The sequence below is a fragment of the Pedobacter sp. ok626 genome (assembly GCF_900100435.1).
Lineage (GTDB): Bacteria > Bacteroidota > Bacteroidia > Sphingobacteriales > Sphingobacteriaceae > Pedobacter.
The window spans coordinates 22,191-44,864 of sequence record NZ_FNEX01000017.1; the positions used below are offsets into that span (position 1 = coordinate 22,191).

Here is a 22,674-nt window from a genome sequence, read left to right on the forward strand (position 1 = left end):
TAGTTGGAACCGATAAAAAAGCCTTTCCTGTTTTTTGGAATACTCTTTGTATATTCAATAACTTAAACTTAATTTTATATGAAAAGGCTGATGCTATTTACAGTGGTTATTGCAAGTTCTTTAGTGTCTTGCACGACCATGAAACCCGGAACTATAGGCAATGGTGGATTATCTCAATTGGGTGGAACCTGGGAGCTGAATTATATATCAGGACCAAGAATAGCGTTCAATGGGCTGTATCCAGGCAAAAAACCAATCATTAAGTTTGACATTGCTGAGAAAAGATTTAGTGGAAACACCAGTTGTAACTCTTTCTCTGGACAACTGATTGCAGACGATTCGACGATTAACTTCACAAAACCATTTATGATGACAAAAATGGCCTGCCCCGGCGAGGGAGAGACCACTTTTGTAGAAATGCTTAAAAAAGCAAGTAATTATACGATAACCAGCGATAGTACCCTGAATTTTATGATGGGTGATATTGCTATTATGCGTTTTAGTAAGAAGTAGTTAGGTAATTTTTAAAAGATTCAAAAGCAGTGTCCATAGCTGTAGCATGTTTTTGTTTTGCAGCCAAACTTTTTACTTGTTCCGGAATTTCAATTTTAGCTTTCATCTCTTCAGGAAAAACATCTGGAAACTTACAGGCATGTGCGGTAGATAGGAAAACGCCTGCAAAATCTTTATTATCGGTTTCTTTTCTATATTCCTGTAAAGCCTTCCAGGCTATTGCAGTGTGTGGACAAGCGATGTAACCGAAATTACTGTATATAGCTTTCATTCCTTCCAATGTTTCTTCATCCGTATACCGATAGCTTTTCAATATTTGCTGCAGGTTAGCCTTATCATTGTGGAACATATCCATAATTCTCACCCAGTTACTTGGGGCACCAACATCCATGGCATTAGCATAAGTTTGAACCGAAGGACGGGTTTCATATACACCTGTTTCCAGAAAACGGGGAACAGTATCATTCACATTTGTTGCTGCTATAAATTGTTTTACAGGCAAGCCCATTTTATAAGCTAATAAGCCAGCAGCTATATTCCCAAAATTTCCGCTTGGCACTACAAATACGACATCCTTTTTACCTTTCTTTTTTAATTGCGCATAGGCATTGAAATAATAGAATGTTTGTGGTATCAACCTCGAAATGTTAATGGAATTTGCAGAAGTAAGACGGAACTTGCTATTGAGTTCATCATCAGCAAAAGCTTGCTTAACTAGCGCCTGGCAATCGTCAAACGTACCATCTACTTCAACAGCATGTATATTCTGGCCATTGGTACAAAGTTGTAATTCTTGTATATCGCTAACCTTTCCTTTAGGATAGAGGATGGTTACCCGGGTGTTTGGCACTCCTAAGAATCCTAAGGCTACGGCACCACCGGTATCGCCAGAAGTAGCAACTAATACATCAAGGGTTTTCTCGTTATCTTCTAAAAAGTAAGCCATGATCCGGCTCATAAATCTTGCGCCAAAATCTTTAAAGGCTAATGACGGGCCATGAAAAAGCTCTAGAACATATTCATTGTCGGCCAGTTTTACTACCGGGGCATCAAAATTAATAGCGTCATCAATGATGCTCTTGAGGTCTTTGGCTGGGATAGCATCTTGCAATAAAGTTGAAGCTACTTTAAAAGCAATTTCAGGTAAAGTGAACTGATCAATTGTGTCGATAAATTCCTGATCCAATTGCGGAATATGCACAGGCATGTACAGACCTTTATCTGTAGGCATGCTATTGAATACCGCGGTAGGAAAATCAACGCTTAGGTTATGGTTGTTGGTACTGTATAATTTCATTTTGTTTAGTCGTTTATAGCATGACGCTTTTATTATTAGTCTAAAATAACCGGGCCTCTCTTATTTACTTCGGAAACAAAAGCCAGGCTATTAATGGCAATATTTTTTAGATGATGTTGTAATTTCTGAGTAATCCGATTCGCTGTTTCTGCATCTTTAGTAAGTGCAAACACAGATGGTCCCGAGCCAGAAATACCAAAGCCAATAGCTCCACTTTCCATAGCCAATTCCCTAAGCCTTTCGAAATCAGGAATCAGAATAGAACGAGTTGGCTCAACCAAAATATCCGTCATACTACGCCCAATCAGGTCGTAATCATTCATAAATAATCCACTTACCAATCCGGCAACATTACCCCATTGCGTTACTGCATCTTTTAAATATACTTTAGAGCGAATCATCTGACGTGCATCTTTAGTGGGCACATCTACCTCAGGATATACAATTGCTGCATGCAAATCCTGCGGAAAAGGCAGGCTAATGATATCTAGCGGACTATAACTTCTGATCAGCACAAAACCACCCAATAAGGCCGGAGCCACATTATCAGCATGTCCGTATCCACAAGCTAGTTCCTCCCCTTTCATCGCAAAAGGAACAAGCTCTCTATTTGTCAACTGATTATCAAACAAAGTATTGATGGCAAAAAGACCGGCAACCGTACTGGCCGAACTTGAGCCCAATCCACTACCTATTGGCATCTTTTTATGCAGCTCTATCTCGATACCTGCATCGGGCCTACCAATATGCTCCAGGTATTGCTTTGCAATCGCACTAACTGTATTCTTATCAGGATTTAAAGGTAAACGGCCTTCATCACCGGTAATTTTTAAAAGAGACACTCCCGGTTTATCTGTCAAACGCATGATCACCTCATCACCTGGCTCATTTACTGCGAAACCAAGGACATCAAACCCACATACTACATTCGCCACAGTTGCCGGGGCAAAAACTTTTACTGATTTTCTCATAACCTATTATCTTTTACCCACGTTTATAATGTCTGCAAATACTCCGGCTGCTGTTACTTCAGCACCTGCACCAGGACCTTTAACTACCAATGGGCGTTCTTTGTATCGATCAGTAGTGAAAGAAATGATGTTATCACTACCCGAAAGCATATAGAAAGGGTGCGCATCATCAACCATTTGAAGGGTTATAGATACCTTACCGTCTTCCAGTTTACCTATATATCTTAATACCTTATTGCCTTTTGCAGCTTCCTGCTTTAGATTTTCAAAATGTGTGGCATTCTTTTCCATTTCCTGATAGAAATCAGCTACGCTACTGGCGGCTAAACAATCGGCCGGAAGCATGCTCTCTATCGCAACATCCTTTTCCTCCAATGCATATCCAGCATCACGGGCAAGGATTAACATTTTGCGCATAAAATCTTTACCGTTTAAGTCGTCTCTAGGATCAGGTTCTGTATAGCCTAAATCCTGCGCCTCCTTCACCACCTCGTGAAATAACCTGTCGCCTTTAAAGTTATTAAAGATGTAAGATATTGTTCCCGATAGGATGGCTTCGATACTGGCAATCCTATCGCCGCTCAGCATTAAATCTTTTAGGGTGCGGATAATTGGCAGACCAGCACCCACGTTAGTTTCGTAATAAAAATCTACACCATGTTTTCTCGCAGCTTCTTTAAAAGCAACGTATTGATCATACTCAGCCGAGTTCCCGATCTTATTGCAGGTAACTACTGAGATGCTGGATTGCAACACATCCAAATAAAACTGAATAGGATTATGACTAGCTGTATTATCTACAAACACGCAATTGGCCAGATTCATATCTTTCATTTGCTTGATAAAATCGCCCAAATCTGCTTTTTCACCCTGTTCTTCCAACACACTTTCCCAGGTAGTTAAATCTATACCTTCTGGGTTTAAATACATTTTACGGGTATTACTCACTCCCATGACTTTTACCTGAAGATCATTGTTTTTCGCCAGGAAAGGCATTTGGTTTTGCAATTGCTGGAATAAAGTTTTTCCGATATTACCAGTACCCAGGCAAAATATATTCAATGTCTTTTTAAGGTCCGAATAGAAGGCGTCATGAACAGCATTTACTGCTTTAGATAAATCTGCTCTTGACAGAATTACGGAAATATTGTACTCTGAAGAACCTTGTGCAATAGCTCTGATGTTTACACCATTTCTGCCTAGAGCATTAAACAACCTTCCTGAAATTCCAGGTGTACGTTTCATGTTTTCGCCCACAATAGCCAAGATTGAAAGTCCGTTTTCTACCTCAGGGTATTCGAGTTTACGGGCCTGCAGCTCCAGTTCAAACTCCTTGCTGATCAATGCCAATGCTTTTAAAGCATCTGTAGGTTTAACGGCAAAAGTGATACTATGCTCTGATGAGGATTGTGTGATGAGCACCACGTTTACTTGTTCTCTGGATAAAAGAGAAAACAATCTTCCGCTAAATCCAGCCTTGCCTACCATCCCACTTCCTGAGAGATTTAAAATGCTGATTTCATCAATAGAAGAGATTCCTTTTATGGGCAAACTAGAGGCTTGCGCGCCATGTTTGATATAAGTACCTGGAAAATCTACATTGAAAGTGTTTTTAATTACAATTGGTATTTTCTTTAAAAATGCCGGAGTCATGGTTGGCGGATAAATCACCTTTGCACCGAAGTAAGAAAGCTCCATTGCTTCAATATAACTTAATTCAGGTAATGAAAACGCTTTTTTAACAATTCTCGGATCGGCGGTAAGCATCCCGTCCACATCTGTCCATATTTGAATTTCCTCTGCATTTAAAGCTGCTCCCCAAATGGCAGCAGTATAGTCGCTACCACCACGACCTAATGTAGTGATCCGTCCATCCTGGTTACTGGAAATAAATCCGGTAACAAAAAGCAATTTATCTTTATTGGATTCATAGAAATCTCTGATCAATGTTTCGGTAAGCTGGGTGTTAACTTTCGCTTGTCCGAAATTGCTATCTGTTTTAATCAGTTCAGCACCATCTACATAAAGTGAATTGGCGAAATACTGACGTGCGATATGGCTCACCATTACATTTGAACATCGCTCACCGTAGCTAAGGATCAGATCTTTGGTTTGCAGACTCAACTCACGAAGGGTATATACCGATTGTAGAATGTCTTCCAATTCGTTAAAATAGATCTTCAGTTTGGTCAATACTGGGTTTTGGGCTCCTGCCGGAAGCAATGCACGAATCACTTCGAAATGTTTAGCTTCTACAGCTTTAAGTTGATCAGCATAATCCGCACCGCTTCTCGCATTTTCTGCCATAAGTAATAGGGTGTTGGTTACTCCACCCATTGCAGAAAGAACAACAATTGGGTTTTCATCTCCCTTTTCTTTCTTGAGTATATCCATAAGGGCGCTAATGCTTTGCGCTGACCCGACAGATGTACCTCCAAATTTTAAAATATTCATAGTTGTTGGTTAAAAAAAAAGCGCCTTCCCCTGTTAGAGGAAGGCGCTTTTTTGTGGTTGTTATATTTTCATTTTCAGCCCACTAGCTTACCTTCCTCCGTGCTATGCCGGTGGTTGTGGTAATCGTAGTAATGGTTGAATTGTTATACATTGTATTTCTTACACTATCTTGTAACTGGCAGTAAAGTAAAGTTATATTTTTCTAATTAGCAAATGTTTATAAAAATAAATTATTAATAGATCGATTTAGTAGGCATTATCTATTCAAGCAGATCTGAACTCAACAAATGCAACATTTTCTTACCTTTACGCATTATATGCAAGGATTAGTAATAAAATCAACAGGAAGCTGGTATCAGGTACATGCCGAAAATGGGCTTGATTACGACTGCCGGATAAAAGGCAAGTTCAGGATACAGGGTATCCAAACCACCAATCCTATTGCTGTAGGTGATCAAGTGGAATTTGAATTGGAACCCAATTCAGAGAATGGCGTGATTAACAAGCTGTACGACAGACGAAATTATATCATTCGTAAATCCATCAACTTATCTAAGCAGGCGCAAATCATTGCGGCAAACCTTGATCAGGCATTTTTGGTAGTTACACTGGCATCACCCCGTACCTCATTGGGATTTATAGACCGCTTTTTAGCTACGGCTGAAGCGTATGATATTCCTGCGGTACTAATTTTTAACAAACTTGATCTGTTTAATGAAGATGGGTTGGCAATTTTAGAAGAATACAAAGCCATTTACGAGCACATTGGCTATCCATGTTATACTGTTTCGGCACTTGAAGGCACCAATATTCCATTGATTGAAAGTCTATTAAAAGACAAGACGACCTTATTTTCCGGTCATTCGGGTGTAGGAAAATCTAGCTTAATCAATGCTTTATTACCTGGCCGAAGTATCAAAACCGGTGAAATATCTGAAGCAAGTGATAAGGGACAACACACCACTACTTTTGCTGAAATGCACACCTTACCATTCGGCGGGTACCTTATAGATACTCCCGGAATACGCGAACTGGGCATCTACGACATCAAACCCGAAGAACTGGGACACTATTTCAGGGAAATGAGAGCTTTGATGAATAAATGCCGTTTCAACAACTGTCGTCATGTCAACGAACCTGGTTGTGCCGTCATTAAAGCAGTAGAAGATGGTGAAATTGAGTTGAGCAGATATGAGAGTTACCTGAGTATCTTCCATGGAAATGAAACCAGGGCTTAAATCATGAGAGCGGTTATACAGAGAGTTACGGCTGCAAGTTGTGTTGTAGAGGGAAACACCACTGGTAGTATTGAGCTTGGCTTTTTAGTTTTGCTTGGTATTGAGGATGCGGATACCTGTGAGGATTTGGAATGGCTTGCTGGAAAAATAGTGAACATGAGGGTGTTCGGCGATGAGGAAGGCCTGATGAATAAGGCTTTGACTGACGTTGATGGGAATATTTTGCTGATCAGCCAGTTTACGCTGTTCGCCTCAACTAAAAAAGGCAATAGGCCCGGTTTTACACGCGCAGCTCGGCCAGATAAGGCAATTCCTCTTTATGAAGCCATGATTAAACAACTATCCTTACTATTGAACAAAGAAATACAAACCGGAATATTTGGTGCGGATATGAAGATCAGCCTGGCAAATGATGGACCGGTAACGATTGCGATCGATACAAAAAACAAAGAATAATATGACCATAGCAGAGGCACAGGAAACGGTAGACCAGTGGATCAAAACAACTGGCATCCGTTATTTTAATGAACTGACCAATACCGCCATTTTAATGGAGGAGGTTGGTGAAGTGGCACGAATCATGTCGCGCAAATATGGTGAACAGTCTTTCAAAAAAAGCGATGAGGCGGTAGATCTGGGCGATGAAATGGCTGATGTTTTATTCGTATTGATCTGTCTGGCCAATCAAACTGGAATTGACCTGACAGCTGCAATGGAAAAGAATCTGATAAAAAAGAGCATCAGAGATGCAGATAGACATAAGAACAATGAGAAACTAAAATAGAATGTATAAAAAAACGGAGTTAAGATAAATTAGCTCCGTTTTTTATACCTAACAGGTAGAATACTACAATGTCGCTTTAATTTTGGCTGCAGCTTCTGCCAGTTCTTCCTGCGTTGGTTTCAATTTTTCCTTACTGAAATTCATATCGTTTACGTGGTTCATCGGAATCAAATGAATATGCACATGCGGCACTTCTAATCCGATAACAGCAACGCCAACCTTTTTACATGGGAAAGCCTCTTTTAGTCCTGTAGCTACTATTTTAGCAAATAGGGTTAATCCGAAATAACTTTCTTCATCCATATCAAAAATGTAATCTATCTCTTTTTTAGGGATAACCAATACATGTCCCATCACCAACGGATTCACATCCAGAAATGCGAGGAACTCGGTGGTCTCTGCAACAATATGTGCTGGAATTTCACCATTTACGATTTTTGAAAAGATGCTTGCCATATTTTTAATTTTATCTGCTGATCTCTAATATTTCGAATTCCATTTTACCTGCAGGCACTTCAATCTCGGTGGTATCACCTACAGATTTACCCAATAGACCTTTAGCAATTGGAGATTTCACAGAGATCTTTCCCGTTTTAAGATCCGCTTCTGATTCTGCAACCAATTGGTAAGACATCGTTGCGCCATTTTTAACGTTCTTTATCTTTACGATAGAAAGTGCAAGCACTTTAGATGTATCTAATTTAGACTCATCAATCAACCTTGCAGTTGATAGTGTGCCCTGTAACTTGGAGATTTTTGCTTCATGTAGGCCCTGTGCTTCCTTAGCTGCATCATATTCGGCATTCTCAGAAAGATCACCTTTATCTCTTGCTTCAGCAATTGCCTTTGATATCAATTGCCTCCCGGTAGTTTTTAAATACTGTAACTCTTCTTTGAGTTTATCTAAACCATCTTGGGTATAATACGTTACCTCTGTCATAGCTCGTTTATTTATTGTAAATCCTCTAAAAAACAAACAAGACTACATCGGCTTTTAAGCCTACATAGTCTTGCTTCAATTAAAACGAAGATAATAGGGTAATAGCACAAAAACAAATTTTTGAGCTTAAATGATGCAGGAATGATGAAATAAATCTGTTAAAAAGAACTCAACTTTTCGGCCAACACTTCAGATATCTTACGATAGGACTCAAATGTCCAACCTCCAACATGAGGCGTTAAGATCACTTTACCCGACGACTTAAGGTCATTAAACCAATCCTGGGCCGCCAGCGCCGGAAACTTCTCTACTTCAAGCACATCCAATCCCGCAGCGATTATTTTGTTATTTTTAATAGCCGATAAAACGGCTTTAGTATTCACGATTTCCCCCCTGGCCGTATTGATAAAAAATATAGGTTTACGGAAATGAAGTAAGTATTCCTCATTAACCAGCTGTCTGGTTTCGGGAGTGAGGGGAATATGAAGACTCAGCACATCGCTATGCTTCACAATCTCTTCCATACTTACCTCTCTGGCATATGCATCAGTAAAACCTGTTTTATATTTATCGTAAGCGATTACATTCACATCAAATCCTGAAAGCTTTTTAGCAAAACTTTTGCCCATAAAACCATAACCAATGATGCCTACTGTACGCCCCTTTAACTCATAACCACGATTCCCTTCTCGGTCCCAGATACCATTGCGCACTTCTGTATCAGCATTTCTGAAGTTATTCATCAGACTTAACAGCAATCCTGTCGCATGCTCACCAACGGCATCCATATTCCCTTCAGGGGCATTTAACAGCATTATATTCCTTTGCTTTGCGAATAGTTCATCGATGTTATCCAGCCCAGCTCCTGCCCTTGCAATAAACTTGAGATTCGGCGCAGCTTCCATCAATTCTTTATCAATCAGAAACTTTGTACGTACCGCAATCCCAACGTAATCTCCAATAACAGCCAATGTTTCAGGTCTGGTGATTAAAGGTTTATCGTGTACTTCATAACCCAATGTAGTTGCACTTTCTTTAAATGCAGGATGCAGGTCATCAACAATTAATATTTTTCCTTTCATGCGTTGTAATAGCTTGCGTTATGGGGTGTATTATTTTGAAAGCTCCGACAAGTGTGAGGTTAATTCGATGAAATCGGCCACGCTTAACTGCTCTGCCCGTTTATCAAAAAATGGATGTATATCCATCTTGTCTTTAGGAATTACCCCAGAAAGCGAGTTCCTCAGGGTTTTTCTCCTCTGATTGAAACCAGCCTTTACTGTGCGCCAAAATAACTTCTCATCACAAGGAAGCGTTTCAACATTGTTTCTACTCAGTCTGATTACCCCAGAATTTACTTTTGGTGGCGGATTAAATGTACCAGGCTTAACACTAAATAAGTACTCTATATCATAATAAGCCTGAATTAGCACACTTAGTATCCCATAATCTTTTGTACCCGATTTTGAAGCACAACGTTCTGCCACTTCCTTTTGAAACATACCCACCATTTCGACCACACTATCTCTATTTTCAAGAATCTTAAACAGGATTTGTGAAGATATGTTGTAAGGAAAGTTACCGATGATGGCATACTTCTCTTTAAATATTTCGGAAAGATCAAGCTTTAGAAAATCTCCATTGATAAGCCTGTTGCCCAACTGCGGGTATTTTTGGTTTAAAAAATGATAGGATTCAACATCAATATCTATCAGGTAAGTTTCGAGATCCGTACGCTCCAACAATAAATCAGATAGGATGCCCATACCAGGTCCAACTTCAAGCACCTGTTTGTATTTGTCAGTATGAACAAGGCCGTTTACAATTTTTGCTGCGATATTTTTATCCGTTAAAAAATGTTGCCCTAAATGTTTTTTTGCCTTCACCAAACTCATATATTCTCCCTTAAAAGCTGCAAAATAAGTAAAGTTTTACTAGTATCCGGCTAACATTAAGGTGAAAATCTGTAATTTGCACCAAATTTCTATTCAGGCATGAGCAATAAAATTAAAATTGGAATAAGTATTGGCGATATAAACGGGATTGGATTAGAAGTAATCTTAAAAACTTTATCGAACAATAGCATTCTTGACTACTGCACTCCAATAGTTTACGGACATACTAAAGTTGCTTCTTATCATAGAAAAGCATTAGGATTAACAGATTTTGCATTTAATGTGATCAACGACCCTGCTTCGGCTAATCCGAAAAAGGCAAACCTGATCAATTGCTGGGAAGAAGACGTAAAAATAGATTTAGGCGTTTCTAACGAGATTGGCGGAAAATATGCACTAATATCTCTTCAAAAGGCTACAGATGCTTTGATAAAAGGAGAAATTGATGCATTGGTTACTGCGCCGATTAACAAACACAACATCCAATCGGAAACCTTTCAATTCCCTGGACATACAGAATACTTACAGGAACAGAGCAACAGTACAGATGTATTGATGTTTATGATTAGTGAAGACATTCGTGTAGGGGTTGTTACGGGGCACATCCCTGTTTCAGCTATCGCGCAAAGCATCACCAAAGAAAAGATTGTTAAGAAATTGGTTTTGATGAACGAGAGTCTTAAAAAAGATTTCTGGATTGAAAAACCAAAAATCGCTGTATTGGGATTAAACCCACATGCTGGCGATAATGGTTTATTGGGTAAAGAAGAAGAACAAATTATCATGCCGGCCATCCAAGAAGCCTTTGATAAGGGCGTGATTTGTTTTGGCCCCTATCCTGCTGATGGTTTCTTCGGAAATGGCAGTCACAAGCAGTTTGATGCTATACTGGCCATGTACCACGACCAGGGCTTGATTCCTTTTAAAACCATTGCTTTTGGCACGGGTGTGAATTTCTCTGCTGGTTTAAAAATAGTACGTACTTCACCGGATCATGGTACCGGATATGATATTGCTGGAAAAAACCTGGCAGATCCTTCTTCATTCATTGAAGCTATCTTTGCAGCTACACATATTGTGAAGAACAGGAGAGAACAGGAGGCTTTATTAAGCAATCAATTAAGAACGGGAGGGAAAGTAATTGAAACTGCCGCAGATATGAAAGATGACGCGAATTAAAAAAGATTTGCAACCATTGAAAATAATCTCTACATTTGCGGGCTAAAATTTTGTTACAATTGAAACCATTAAAACAATTTTCAATCCCATTTACAGGCTTAAAAATTGGCAAGCATCAGTTTGATTTTGAGGTCGATAACAGTTTTTTTGAAGCTTTTGAATACTCTTTAGTAAAAAAAGGAAACTTAAAAGCAGAAGTTGAGCTTGACAAACAAGAGACCATGCTATTGCTGCAGTTCCGTATAAAAGGAACAATAGTATTAGATTGCGACAAATGTTTGGCCGAGTTTGAGGCACCAATAAGCGTACAGGAAAGGCAGATTGTAAAATTTGCTGAAGATGAATTAGAAAGCGATGATCTGGAGATCATCACCTTAAGTAGAAAAGAGAGTGAGCTTGATATCTCGGAACTGATTTACGAATTCATCACAGTATCGGTACCTTATATTAAGATTTGTGAAGAGAATGGTGACGGTCAGAAATGCGACCAGGAGATGATTGCAAGACTGGAAAGTTTAGCAGTAGGATCACAAGAAGAAGAACAACAACAAAGTGATGACCCAAGGTGGGCAGCATTAAAGAAATTAAAATAATAATATTTAAATAAATCAACAATGGCACATCCAAAACGCAAGATTTCTAAGAGTAGAAGAGATAAGAGAAGAACTCACTACAAAGCAGAAGCTCCTTCTTTAGCTACTTGTCAGACAACAGGTGCGATACACATTCCTCACCGCGCTTACAACGTTGATGGTAACTTGTACTACAACGGTAAATTGGTTATTGAAAACACCTCAATAGGTTAATTTTCTTGAAAAATAGTTTGTGTTTTAAGTGCACTAAAGTTTAACTTAGAGCCTTTAAAAAAAGGCGATTTTGCCTCGTACACAAACTGATTTTTTACTATGAGAATAGGTCTCGATATAATGGGCGGAGACTATGCTCCTAAAGCAAATGTTTTAGGAGCAATAGCTGCTCATCCCTTGTTATCTTCGGATGAGCACATAGTGCTTATTGGAGATACCCAGCAAATTAAGCCCATCCTAACTGAAAGCGGTTTTAATCCGGATCACTTTGAGTATATTCATACCGAAGAGGTGATTGGTATGGGCGAACATCCCACTAAGGCTATTGTTCAAAAGCCAAATTCCAGCATATCTATTGGTTTCAATTTACTTAAAGAAGGTAAACTTGATTCATTTGCTAGTGCAGGTAATTCTGGTGCAATGCTTGTTGGCGCTGTTTTTAGCGTAAAAACAATCCCCGGTATTATTAGACCATGTTTAACTACTTTTCTTCCTAAACTGAGTGGGGGTCTTGGGCTAATGCTTGATGTTGGCGCTAATGCCGACTGTAAGCCGGATACCTTACTTCAATTCGGTGTGCTTGGAAGTTTGTATGCGGAACATGTAATGCAAATTGAAAAACCAAAAGTTGCACTGATGAATATTGGCGAGGAAGATGAAAAAGGCGATATGCTAAGTCTTGCTACATTCCCTTTAATGAAGGATACCAATCTCTTCAATTTTGTGGGTAATGTGGAAGGAAGGGATTTGTTTAACGATAAAGCCGACGTAATTGTTTGCGATGGTTTTACAGGAAATGTAATGCTTAAACTTGCTGAGTCTTTCTATGTACTTACTAAGAAAAGAGGGTTAAAAGATGAATTCTTTGACCGCTTTAATTATGAGAATTATGGAGGTAGTCCTGTTTTAGGTGTAAATGCTCCTGTAGTAATTGGTCATGGCATTTCGAGTCCATTGGCTGTTAAAAACATGATCCTGCAATCCAGGGACATGATTACAACCGGCTTGGTTGGAAAAATACAAGCCGCATTTAAATAATTATTAAAAAAATGAGTAAAATTCACGCTGCGATTACAGCTGTTCATGGTTATGTACCCGATTACGTAATGACCAATAAAGAGCTTGAATCAATTGTAGACACTACCGATGAATGGATTACGTCCAGAACAGGTATCAAAGAGCGAAGAATATTAAAAGGTGAAGGTTTAGGTACATCAGACATGGCAGTCCATGCTGTAAATGGATTACTTGAAAAACGTGGGATTAGTGCTGAGGAAATCGAACTGATCATTTTCTGTACCACAACTCCAGACATGCCTTTTCCGGCATCGGCTAACATTTTAGCAGATAAAATTGGTGCAAAAAATGCTTGGGGATATGATCTTCAAGCTGCTTGTTCGGGCTTCATTTACGGCTTGTCGACGGGTGCTCAATTCATCGAATCCGGTAAACATAAAAAAGTTCTGGTTGTTGGTGGCGATAAAATGTCATCAATCATCAATTACCAAGATCGTACAACTTGCATCATTTTTGGTGATGGTTGCGGCGCCGTTCTCCTTGAACCGAATGAAGAAGGTTTGGGTATAATGGATTCTATTTTAAGAAGCGACGGTTCAGGAAAACAATATTTACATCAAAAAGCTGGTGGTTCTGCAAGACCGGCAACACATGAAACGATAGATAACAACGAACATGTTGTTTATCAGGAAGGGCAAGCGGTATTCAAGTTTGCTGTGACTAATATGGCTGATGTTGCTGCTGATATCATGGATCGCAATCAATTGACTTCAGACGATGTAACCTGGTTGGTACCACATCAGGCCAACAAACGTATCATTGATGCTACTGCATCAAGAATGGGTGTGGGTGCTGAGAAAGTAATGATCAACATACAACGTTACGGAAATACGACAAATGGCACTATCCCCTTATGTTTATGGGAATGGGAAAGTCAACTTAAAAAAGGCGATAATGTAATATTGGCTGCTTTTGGAGGAGGTTTTACCTGGGGTTCTGTTTATTTAAAATGGGCCTACTAATTTTATAAAATAATTAATCTTAACTTAGATAGTTCTAAAGACGTACTATTTTTTCTAAATAACACCTAAAAAATGGATATTAAACAAATTCAGGAACTTATTAAATTTGTTTCTCGTTCGGGCGTAAACGAAGTGGCTATTGAGCAGGAAGACTTCAAAATCACTATTAAAACCAATCAAGCTCCTACTTTTGTTCAGGCAACTGTACCAGCTCAGATTGCTCCTGTTGCCCCTATTGCTGCCCCACAGGTAGCTGCTCCTACAGAAACTAAAGCATCTGCACCTGTTGAAGATACTTCAAAGTACATCACTGTTAAATCACCAATGATCGGTACATTCTATCGTTCTGCGAGCCCTGACAAACCTTCTTTTGTAAATGTTGGTGATGAAATTTCTACAGGTAAAGTAATCTGCATTATTGAAGCGATGAAACTTTTCAATGAAATTGAAAGTGAAGTTTCAGGTAGAGTTGTTAAAGTACTTGTTGATAATGCATCACCAGTAGAATACGACCAACCTTTATTTTTAGTAGAGCCAATTTAATCCCTGAAAAGGAAAGAAAATATGTTTAAAAAAATACTAATTGCCAATAGGGGCGAAATTGCTTTACGCATTATTCGCACCTGTAAGGAAATGGGCATCAAAACCGTAGCGGTTTACTCTACTGCTGATAGAGAGAGTTTACACGTACGCTTTGCCGATGAAGCCGTTTGTATTGGCCCTCCCCCAAGTAAAGATTCTTACTTAAGCATTCCAAATATCATATCTGCTGCTGAGTTAACTAATGCAGATGCGATACACCCAGGTTACGGATTCTTATCTGAAAATGCTAAATTTTCATCAGTTTGCCGTGATTACGGAATTAAATTTATTGGGGCTACTCCAGAGCAAATCAACTCTATGGGCGATAAAGCATCGGCCAAAGAGACGATGAAAAAAGCTGGTGTACCTACTATTCCAGGTTCTCAAGGCTTGGTTGATAATATAAAAGAAGGCATTGTTACTGCCAACGAAATCGGCTACCCTGTTATTCTAAAAGCTACTGCCGGTGGTGGTGGTCGTGGAATGCGTGTAGTTTGGAAAGATGAAGACTTTGAAAATGCATGGGATAGTGCCAGACAAGAATCTGGTGCAGCTTTTGGCAATGACGGTCTTTATTTAGAAAAATACATTGAAGATCCGCGTCATATTGAAATCCAAATTATCGGTGATCAATATGGTAAGGCTTGTCACTTATCTGAACGCGACTGCTCTATTCAACGCAGGCATCAAAAATTGGTTGAGGAAGCTCCTTCTCCATTTATGACTCCTGAATTACGTGAAAGAATGGGTGAAGCCGCAATTAAGGGAGCTATTGCGGTACAATATGAAGGCGCAGGTACTATCGAATTTTTGGTAGACAAACACCGCAATTTCTATTTTATGGAAATGAATACCCGTATTCAGGTAGAACATCCGGTAACGGAAGAAGTAATTAACTACGATTTAATTAAAGAGCAGATTAAAGTTGCTTCAGGTGTTCCAATTTCTGGTAAAAACTATTTACCAGATATGCACGCTATTGAGTGCCGTATCAATGCTGAAGATCCATTTAATAACTTCAGACCATCTCCGGGTAAAATAACGAATTTCCATTCTCCAGGAGGTCATGGTGTAAGGGTTGACACGCATGTTTATGCAGGTTACCAAATTCCTTCAAACTATGACTCTATGATTGCTAAGCTAATCTGTGTTGCACAAACACGTGAAGAGGCGATCAGTACAATGGAGCGCGCTTTAAGTGAATTTGTGATCGAAGGTGTAAAAACCACGATACCATTCCACTTAAAACTGATGAAAGACCCTAACTTTAGAGCTGGTAATTTTACGACTAAATTTATGGAGACTTTCGAGTTTTCAGAATAAAGACAAAAACTATTTGCTAGATTTAAAACGTAAATACCATTCTATATAAAAGAATGGTATTTTTGTTTTACAAATAACTTACATGAGTGATAATAAACAACGTGACCTGATTGAGGTCATAAAAGAAAAAGGAAAAGCTTTAGAGGCAGAAATGTCTTTTTTTGACCATATAGATGTATTAAGAAAGCACCTATTACGTTCGTTACTTGTAATTGTCATATTCACTATTGGGGCTTTCTGGTTCTCTGACTTTATTTTTAATGATCTGATTATGGGGCCCAAAAACCCCGATTTCTGGACATACAGAATGATGTGCAAAATGGTAGCGACCTGGCCAAATCTATTTGGCCCCGACTTTTGCATCACTCATATTGACGCAAAGATCATCAATACCGAAATGGCAGGACAATTTACCCTGCAAGTTAATGCCTGTGTAATGGTCGGCATTATATTGGGCATCCCGTATATATTGTTTGAATTGTGGTTATTCGTTAGACCGGCACTTCATGCCAATGAGCGCAAATCAGCAAGCAATTTTGTTGTATTCGCTTCCTCGCTCTTCTTTATTGGAATTTTGTTTGGCTATTATATTGTATGTCCGCTATCCGTTAACTTCTTAACCAATTTTACAGTAAGTCCGGATATACAGAATACGTTTACCATCACTTCATACCTTTCTTCTGTATCAACATTAACGATTGGTTCAGGCCTTATTTTCCAGTTGCCAGTAGTTATTTACATTCTGTCTAAATTTGGCATCATGACGCCTAAATTTATGCGTTCAACCAGGAGATATGCAGCGGTTATCATTCTTGTCATCGCCGCAGTGATCACTCCAACAGCCGACGTGATGACGATGCTGGTAGTTGCATTCCCACTCTTTATCCTATACGAAGTAAGTATCTTTATCTCAGCGAATATAGAGCGCAAAAGAAATAAAGAACAGTATGGGGTAGCCAAAATAAAGAAAGATTAAAACGCCCTTATTTTATTATCAATATAAACTTAAAAGATGTCGACAGATAAGAAATTAAAAATTGCAATAGGCTCAGATCATGCTGGTTTCGAATACAAAGAACTCCTTAGGTCATTCTTGAATGATTATGAGGTTAAAGATTTTGGTACTTACGCAGCGGATTCTGTTGATTACCCCGATTTTGCCCATCCTGTTGCCGAAGCGGTAGAGGGTGGAGCCTATACATTTGGGGTATTGGTATGTGGTAGTGCTAATGGGGTGGCTATAACCGCCAATAAGCATCAACAAATCCGTGCAGCAATCTGCTGGCAAAAAGAAATTGCTGAACTGGCAAGATTGCACAACAATGCAAACATCATTTGTATCCCCGCAAGATTTGTTTCGGAGGAAGTAGCAAAAGAAATGGTGACTACATTTTTGACTACTGAATTTGAAGGTGGTAGACATGCAACCAGAGTTAATAAAATGTCCTGCTAAAGAACAAACTCATGAGAAGACAATTTTTGTATACCACGCTTGTTCTGCTAATAGGCTATACAGCGGTTGCGCAGAATAAAGAAGCCATAAGGTTTAGTCAAACCATTAATAAAGACAATGCCTATAAACATCTTTCTGTTTTAGCCTCTGATGAATATGAAGGCAGGGAAACAGGTAAAAAAGGTGGTTGGATGGCAGCCGACTATATCAAGGCTCACTTTAAAAATTTAGGCTTAAAAGGCCCTGTAAAGGGAGATTATTTTCAGCCAATAGATATGGTAAACTACGGCCTTTCGCAAGTATTGACCATAGATGGCCAGCCTGCGGAACCACTGAAAGATTTCTACATCTTACCTCCTATGGTATCTAATAAGGGCTTTGCTTTTAATGCAGGTAGCGTATTATTTGCAGGATATGGACTTACAAAAGAGGGATATAATGACTACGAGGGTTTAAATGTTTCCGGTAAAGTTGTCATGATTTTCAAATCCGGAAGCCCTTCTCCTACCGAAACTGCAAAGAATGCTGGTGGAAATATCAACAATAAAATCAAATATTTATCTGATAATCAAGCGCAGGCGGTACTGGTAATAGACCCTTCGATTGATGCAATGCCAGATAATTTAAAAAATTATTTGCAAGCTGAGCAACTGGTGATGAAAACCAAGGAAAATCTTGACCGCATGAATGGCGCTCAAAGTATCCCGGTTATTTACATTGGAACTACGACGGCGAATCAGCTGCTTAGACCAGCTAAAACCTCTATTGAAGCTGTAAAGAAACAGATTGCGGGAAATGGCAAGCCTGCATCTCAGGAGTTGAAAATTGTAGTAAGCGCTAGCGCAAAAAAGACTGAAACGAAAGTTAGAGCCGAGAACGTACTTGGCTTTTTAGAAGGATCAGATCCTAAACTAAAAAATGAGGTCTTGGTAATTACGGCTCATTACGACCATATTGGGATTACACCAGATGCAAAAGGCAGCGATAAAATTAACAACGGCGCAGATGATGATGGCTCGGGTACTACCGGAGTATTGATGATCGCTGATGCTTTTGCTAAAGCTAAAAAAGCTGGGAAAGGTCCTAAGCGAAGCATCTTATTTATGACAGTAACGGGTGAAGAAAAAGGATTGCTTGGGTCTGAATGGTATTCGGAATATCCAATCTTCCCATTGAAAAACACGATTGCCGATTTAAATATTGACATGATTGGCCGTGGCGATGCAGCACATGCTGCAGATAACAATTTTGTTTACATCATCGGTTCGGATATGTTAAGCAGTGATCTGGACCGGATCGGTAAAAAAGCCAATAAAGATTACGTAAAAATAAATCTTGATGAAAGGTACAACAACCGTACGGACCCTAATCGTTTTTACTATCGCTCTGATCATTACAACTTTGCAAAACATGGAATACCAGTGATCTTCTATTTTAATGGAGTTCACGACGATTATCACCAACCAGGAGATGAAATTAGTAAAATCGATTTCCCAATGTTAGCCAAAAGAGCCAAATTGGTTTATTTTACCGCATGGGAATTGGCAAATGGAGCCAAACGCCCGGTAGTGGATAAGAACGAAGATGGTACCAAAAAGAAATAACCTATAAAAATATAGAAACGGGCTGTGCAAAAACACAGCCCGTTTTTTATTGGGCATTCAATTTCCCTTGGGCGGATCACCCTACGCTGGGCACAAATAAAAAAAGCCGGAAAGCATAAAGCTTTCCGGTCACATAAACCTAAACCAAATAACTATTTAAGGATCGTTCCATCATTAGTAATGTAAACGCTTTTTAAAAAACCCGTGGTACCAGTTTCATTAGCATTAGCTCTACCGGGATAAGCAACCTGGAAACGACTTGCAAGAGGCGCTTCAAAGCCAGGATAAGTAGTTTTGCAGTATGCTAACCAATCTTTAATTCCATTGCTTGAAAACCACTGAACACCATCTACATAAGTAGTAAAGACATTATTCGCATCAATAGCAAAAGCAATGCTCTTTTCTACGTTATCCCCAGATTTAAAGAGTGTGCTTTTACCCTTTATAGGGTTTATTAAAGGCAATGGAGCTGGCAATACAGCAGTATTAGTACTAAACGTTGACTTCCCAGATGCAGGAGTAAATGTCTCGTATCTAATCTGATAGCTATCCGTAGTTGCAGGGTCAACAGTTGGATAGTACTCCCATCTGATCTCTCTCAGGAAAGGGTAGTTCGGATTCGCCGATGGCTGCTTAAAAAACAGAGAAACAATGATAGGTTGACCTGCTCTAAAGAAAGATTTCCAGCCTAATTTTGCACGTACAGAAAGTGGAATTCTTAGATCAGCAAGATTCAGATCTCTTCTGAAAACACCTGTTTTGTTAACTGTTGCAGATGTAAGTTCAAAACGGCTCTTTAACGGATCATTGTCCGCAACCTGGTTAAAAGTGATGTCTGAGTTTGCCCAGCCATTTCCATCAAATGTGAATTTACTCTGAAACTCATCAAAGAAATACCTGGTTACTTTTAAATTTGTTGTCCTTGAGCTACTGGCACCACCATCGCGATTGGCTGTAGCGGTAACGGTGTATTCACCAATGGCAGCTGGTGCTATCCATAAATTTTCGAACAAATTTTGTGTACGCCAACCATCAAATGTTCCACCCGTTGCACTCCATTTATAGGATACTGTAGTATTGTCCCCACCTTCGGTTCCGGCCCAAACTTTTACTTTCTCACCAAAATAAAATTCTTCGCCTGCTTTACTCAAGGTTAAAATTTCAACTGGTTCTTTCTTGCATGATACCGCAACTATGCAAAGTATCATGAATATACCTGTATGATATAACTTTCTCATAATTATTTATTATTAAGGATATCTTTTCTTGTTGGTGCAGTAAAATAACGATCCATTACTTGCACGACTCCATTAGTTGCGTGTAAGTCAGGCGTACGAGGTCTGTTCTCCCCTGTTCCACCAACGTAATTATTAATAAACAAAAGCCCATCACGACTCGCTTGCAAATAAATCCATACTTTGGCAGAATCATTTGTTGGACTTATACCATAGGTATCCACCCATTTTCCAATCGAATTTAAGCTCTTATAGTCGTAAGTACCTTTTAATACATGGTACTTAAGTAAAGTGGCTACTTTATCAACCGGATACTGGGTCCAGTCAGAACCTTTAACAGGTAAATTAAAGGTGGGACTCGTAGGATCTGTATCTACAAATGTATTTTTAGTAAAATAGCTATTCGCGCTTTCAATGTTAGTTGTTGCGCTATTTGTGAGTAACAAATAGGTATTCCCCGTTGCTGTATACAGCGGTTTTATATCCTTATAATTTGGATCTTTATCCACATATTCAATCGCTGCCAGCATTCCTGAAAACAAATCCGGACGTGATGTCATAAAATCCATCACATTCATATTTACTTTATTATCATAAAATGACTGTACATACTTATCATTTTTTTGCAACGGTAGCTTTTCACAAGCGGCAAATGCTAAACACGAAATTAAGACTGCCGGTGCGATTAATTTTTTAATAGTTTTCATCAGTATATATTTATATTCCAACTGTTGTAAAGCATAAAATGGCTTTATATTAATATCTCAAGTATTGCAAACTTCGGTTACTCATCATAAGGAGGATTCTGATCACCAACCAATTTAGGGTTGGCATTAAATGCTGCCGAATTAATTGGAAACATAATCCTTCCCAAATTTGCACCTTCATATTTACTTGCACCAGTTCTTGAGCCTAAAATCGGATTCATTACACTAGTCAAATAAGCATAACCATTTGTAAAGTCATACATCTTTCCAATGCGACATAAGTCAAACCATCTTTTACCTTCACCCATTAGCTCATATTGACGTTCTGTAAGAATAGTACGCTCTATGCCTGCCACAACATCTCCTGTATAGTCAGTTAACTTGGCGGTAGTCATATATCCAACACGGGTTCTTACTTTATTTACGATATCTAAAGCATCTTGATATTTTCCGGTGTGTGCTAAAGCTTCCGCTCTTAACAGCATAATATCTGCAAAACGATAGATCGGGATCTTTACATTACACTCATTATTTAGCTGATACACAAAAGCTCCCCCAGGCTGCCCATCACTTCTTTTTGCCGCAGGATCGAATAAAGTAAATTTACCAAATGGTCCATTAAGTGTATTATAAAGCCCTGGAGTTGAATAAGTAATCATATCAAAACTGGTAGTCAAACGACCATCAGTATGTGCTGAAGTAACCGGATCTATCCTATCAAACAATTCCTGAAAGATTTTTGGTGCCATCATGTAGTTATTTGTATTTGAGCCAGATGCAAATCTTCCACAAACACCCACGCCACCACCACGCTCGATATTGTCCCAGTAAAGATTAAAGATCGTTTCTGTTGAAGTTGCAGGATCAGTAAACATGTTCTTCCAGCTTTGCGCATTGGTAACCCATGTACATGCACTTTCGGTAATACAATTCTGCGACGCAACCAAAGCTTCTGGATATTGCTGAAACCACATATAAACATCTGTTTGCAAAGCATAAACTGCTGCTTTTTGCATATTATACTTATTTGTTTTATTAGTTCCTATATTTTTTAAGGCCAGGTCAATATCATCCAGGATTCTTTTTTTAACATCGGCAATCGGCGATCTTCCATATTGAGTTGGCTGTCCGTAGGTTTCAAGAGGCTCTGTGATAATAGGCATTTTACCCCATACTCGAAGACCGTAGAAATACATTAATGCACGTAATCCATAACACTGACCCAAATAATCCGTATAAGTTGCTGTAGCCCCACCAATGTCCTGACTCATCATTTGCGGATAATACTTAATCCCATAATTACATAGTGAAATAGTCACATAAAGGTTTGTCCAATTGGTTGCTCCGGCGATATCCGGATCACTTGCTGATAAAGCATTATTTAAAAACTTGGTTTGCGCATTTCCTGTACCTGCGCCCTTCACGTTGTCCGATCGAACTTCTCCCCAGTCAAACCAATTTGTGTTTATGGTAGTCTGCACAGAATTGTATATCCCTGCCATCCATGCGTCAGCATCCGACTTATCTTTCCAGAAACTACCAGGTGTAATTGTCGAAACCGGGTCATTTTGCAAAAACTTTTTACATCTTGTAGCTGTCAGCAGGATCAATAATCCCCCAAATAATAATATTGTGAATCTAATCTTTTTCATGA

Annotated in this window: 24 protein-coding genes; 14 read left to right on the forward strand and 10 right to left on the reverse strand. The window is 39.1% G+C overall.

Annotated features, from left to right (window positions below; translation table 11 throughout):
* Positions 1–78 precede the first annotated feature (78 nt).
* Positions 79–513: an META domain-containing protein gene (locus BLS35_RS21180; RefSeq protein ID WP_090785245.1), complete on the forward strand. Its 435-nt coding sequence runs from the start codon at positions 79–81 to the stop codon at positions 511–513.
* Here BLS35_RS21180 and thrC read toward each other — a convergent pair.
* From thrC to thrA, 3 genes are read right to left on the reverse strand one after another with little or no spacing between them, the layout of a single operon-like run.
* On the reverse strand, positions 500–1,810 hold the full coding sequence (gene thrC, locus BLS35_RS21185; RefSeq protein WP_090785246.1) for a threonine synthase: 1,311 nt from the start codon (positions 1,808–1,810) through the stop codon (positions 500–502). The genes BLS35_RS21180 and thrC overlap by 14 nt on opposite strands.
* Positions 1,811–1,845: 35 nt before the next feature.
* On the reverse strand, positions 1,846–2,781 hold the full coding sequence (locus BLS35_RS21190; RefSeq protein ID WP_090785247.1) for a homoserine kinase: 936 nt from the start codon (positions 2,779–2,781) through the stop codon (positions 1,846–1,848).
* A 6-nt stretch (positions 2,782–2,787) separates the two neighbouring features.
* Positions 2,788–5,235, reverse strand: a complete 2,448-nt coding sequence (gene thrA / locus BLS35_RS21195) for a bifunctional aspartate kinase/homoserine dehydrogenase I (RefSeq protein WP_090785249.1) — start codon at positions 5,233–5,235, stop codon at positions 2,788–2,790.
* Between the two features lie 317 nt (positions 5,236–5,552).
* Between thrA and rsgA the strand changes: the two genes are divergently transcribed.
* Genes rsgA through BLS35_RS21210 form a run of 3 tightly spaced genes read left to right on the forward strand, consistent with a single transcriptional unit; the run spans position 5,553 to position 7,257 of the window.
* Entirely contained in the window at positions 5,553–6,473 is a 921-nt protein-coding gene (gene rsgA, locus BLS35_RS21200) for a ribosome small subunit-dependent GTPase A (protein ID WP_090785252.1), read from the forward strand.
* Positions 6,474–6,476: 3 nt separating this feature from the next.
* A complete protein-coding gene (gene dtd / locus BLS35_RS21205; protein ID WP_090785256.1) occupies positions 6,477–6,929 on the forward strand; it encodes a D-aminoacyl-tRNA deacylase in 453 nt (150 codons plus the stop codon).
* Position 6,930: 1 nt separating this feature from the next.
* A complete protein-coding gene (locus BLS35_RS21210) occupies positions 6,931–7,257 on the forward strand; it encodes a nucleotide pyrophosphohydrolase (protein WP_090785259.1) in 327 nt (108 codons plus the stop codon).
* Positions 7,258–7,320: 63 nt separating this feature from the next.
* Here the strand turns inward: BLS35_RS21210 and BLS35_RS21215 are convergent, their stop codons facing one another.
* The 4 genes from BLS35_RS21215 to rsmA all read right to left on the reverse strand — a co-directional run bounded on the left by BLS35_RS21215 (position 7,321) and on the right by rsmA (position 10,092).
* Positions 7,321–7,713 (reverse strand): HIT family protein, encoded by a 393-nt coding sequence (locus tag BLS35_RS21215; RefSeq protein WP_090785263.1) that lies wholly within the window; start codon positions 7,711–7,713, stop codon positions 7,321–7,323.
* A gap of 10 nt (positions 7,714–7,723) precedes the next feature.
* Positions 7,724–8,197, reverse strand: a complete 474-nt coding sequence (gene greA / locus BLS35_RS21220) for a transcription elongation factor GreA (protein ID WP_090785267.1) — start codon at positions 8,195–8,197, stop codon at positions 7,724–7,726.
* 158 nt (positions 8,198–8,355) lie between these two features.
* Entirely contained in the window at positions 8,356–9,279 is a 924-nt protein-coding gene (locus tag BLS35_RS21225; protein ID WP_090785271.1) for a 2-hydroxyacid dehydrogenase, read from the reverse strand.
* A 30-nt stretch (positions 9,280–9,309) separates the two neighbouring features.
* On the reverse strand, positions 9,310–10,092 hold the full coding sequence (gene rsmA / locus BLS35_RS21230) for a 16S rRNA (adenine(1518)-N(6)/adenine(1519)-N(6))-dimethyltransferase RsmA (RefSeq protein WP_090785274.1): 783 nt from the start codon (positions 10,090–10,092) through the stop codon (positions 9,310–9,312).
* Between the two features lie 99 nt (positions 10,093–10,191).
* Here rsmA and pdxA point away from each other — a divergent pair, with 99 nt between their 5' ends.
* The 10 genes from pdxA to BLS35_RS21280 all read left to right on the forward strand — a co-directional run bounded on the left by pdxA (position 10,192) and on the right by BLS35_RS21280 (position 19,078).
* Positions 10,192–11,271, forward strand: a complete 1,080-nt coding sequence (gene pdxA / locus BLS35_RS21235) for a 4-hydroxythreonine-4-phosphate dehydrogenase PdxA (RefSeq protein WP_090785277.1) — start codon at positions 10,192–10,194, stop codon at positions 11,269–11,271.
* A 59-nt stretch (positions 11,272–11,330) separates the two neighbouring features.
* Positions 11,331–11,864 carry a YceD family protein gene (locus BLS35_RS21240; RefSeq protein ID WP_090785559.1) on the forward strand — a complete coding sequence of 178 codons (534 nt, stop codon included), beginning with the start codon at positions 11,331–11,333 and terminating at the stop codon, positions 11,862–11,864.
* Positions 11,865–11,885: 21 nt separating this feature from the next.
* Entirely contained in the window at positions 11,886–12,077 is a 192-nt protein-coding gene (rpmF, locus tag BLS35_RS21245; RefSeq protein ID WP_084288924.1) for a 50S ribosomal protein L32, read from the forward strand.
* Between the two features lie 99 nt (positions 12,078–12,176).
* Positions 12,177–13,115, forward strand: a complete 939-nt coding sequence (gene plsX, locus BLS35_RS21250; RefSeq protein ID WP_090785281.1) for a phosphate acyltransferase PlsX — start codon at positions 12,177–12,179, stop codon at positions 13,113–13,115.
* 11 nt (positions 13,116–13,126) lie between these two features.
* Positions 13,127–14,116, forward strand: a complete 990-nt coding sequence (locus BLS35_RS21255; protein WP_090785285.1) for a beta-ketoacyl-ACP synthase III — start codon at positions 13,127–13,129, stop codon at positions 14,114–14,116.
* Positions 14,117–14,188: 72 nt separating this feature from the next.
* Positions 14,189–14,659, forward strand: a complete 471-nt coding sequence (accB, locus tag BLS35_RS21260) for an acetyl-CoA carboxylase biotin carboxyl carrier protein (RefSeq protein WP_090785286.1) — start codon at positions 14,189–14,191, stop codon at positions 14,657–14,659.
* Between the two features lie 21 nt (positions 14,660–14,680).
* Positions 14,681–16,021: an acetyl-CoA carboxylase biotin carboxylase subunit gene (accC, locus tag BLS35_RS21265; protein WP_090785288.1), complete on the forward strand. Its 1,341-nt coding sequence runs from the start codon at positions 14,681–14,683 to the stop codon at positions 16,019–16,021.
* A gap of 82 nt (positions 16,022–16,103) precedes the next feature.
* Positions 16,104–16,997, forward strand: a complete 894-nt coding sequence (gene tatC / locus BLS35_RS21270; protein ID WP_090785292.1) for a twin-arginine translocase subunit TatC — start codon at positions 16,104–16,106, stop codon at positions 16,995–16,997.
* 36 nt (positions 16,998–17,033) lie between these two features.
* Positions 17,034–17,474: a ribose 5-phosphate isomerase B gene (rpiB, locus tag BLS35_RS21275; protein ID WP_090785296.1), complete on the forward strand. Its 441-nt coding sequence runs from the start codon at positions 17,034–17,036 to the stop codon at positions 17,472–17,474.
* 11 nt (positions 17,475–17,485) lie between these two features.
* Positions 17,486–19,078, forward strand: a complete 1,593-nt coding sequence (locus tag BLS35_RS21280; protein ID WP_090785300.1) for a M28 family peptidase — start codon at positions 17,486–17,488, stop codon at positions 19,076–19,078.
* 152 nt (positions 19,079–19,230) lie between these two features.
* On the opposite strand, the gene BLS35_RS21285 is transcribed toward BLS35_RS21280, so the two are convergent.
* The 3 genes from BLS35_RS21285 to BLS35_RS21295 form a co-directional block, all read right to left on the reverse strand.
* Positions 19,231–20,316 (reverse strand): hypothetical protein, encoded by a 1,086-nt coding sequence (locus BLS35_RS21285; protein WP_132226039.1) that lies wholly within the window; start codon positions 20,314–20,316, stop codon positions 19,231–19,233.
* Positions 20,317–20,318: 2 nt separating this feature from the next.
* Positions 20,319–21,020, reverse strand: coding sequence for a fasciclin domain-containing protein (locus BLS35_RS21290; protein ID WP_090785307.1), 702 nt, complete (start codon positions 21,018–21,020; stop codon positions 20,319–20,321).
* A 77-nt stretch (positions 21,021–21,097) separates the two neighbouring features.
* Positions 21,098–22,672, reverse strand: coding sequence for a RagB/SusD family nutrient uptake outer membrane protein (locus BLS35_RS21295; protein WP_090785311.1), 1,575 nt, complete (start codon positions 22,670–22,672; stop codon positions 21,098–21,100).
* Positions 22,673–22,674 lie beyond the last annotated feature (2 nt).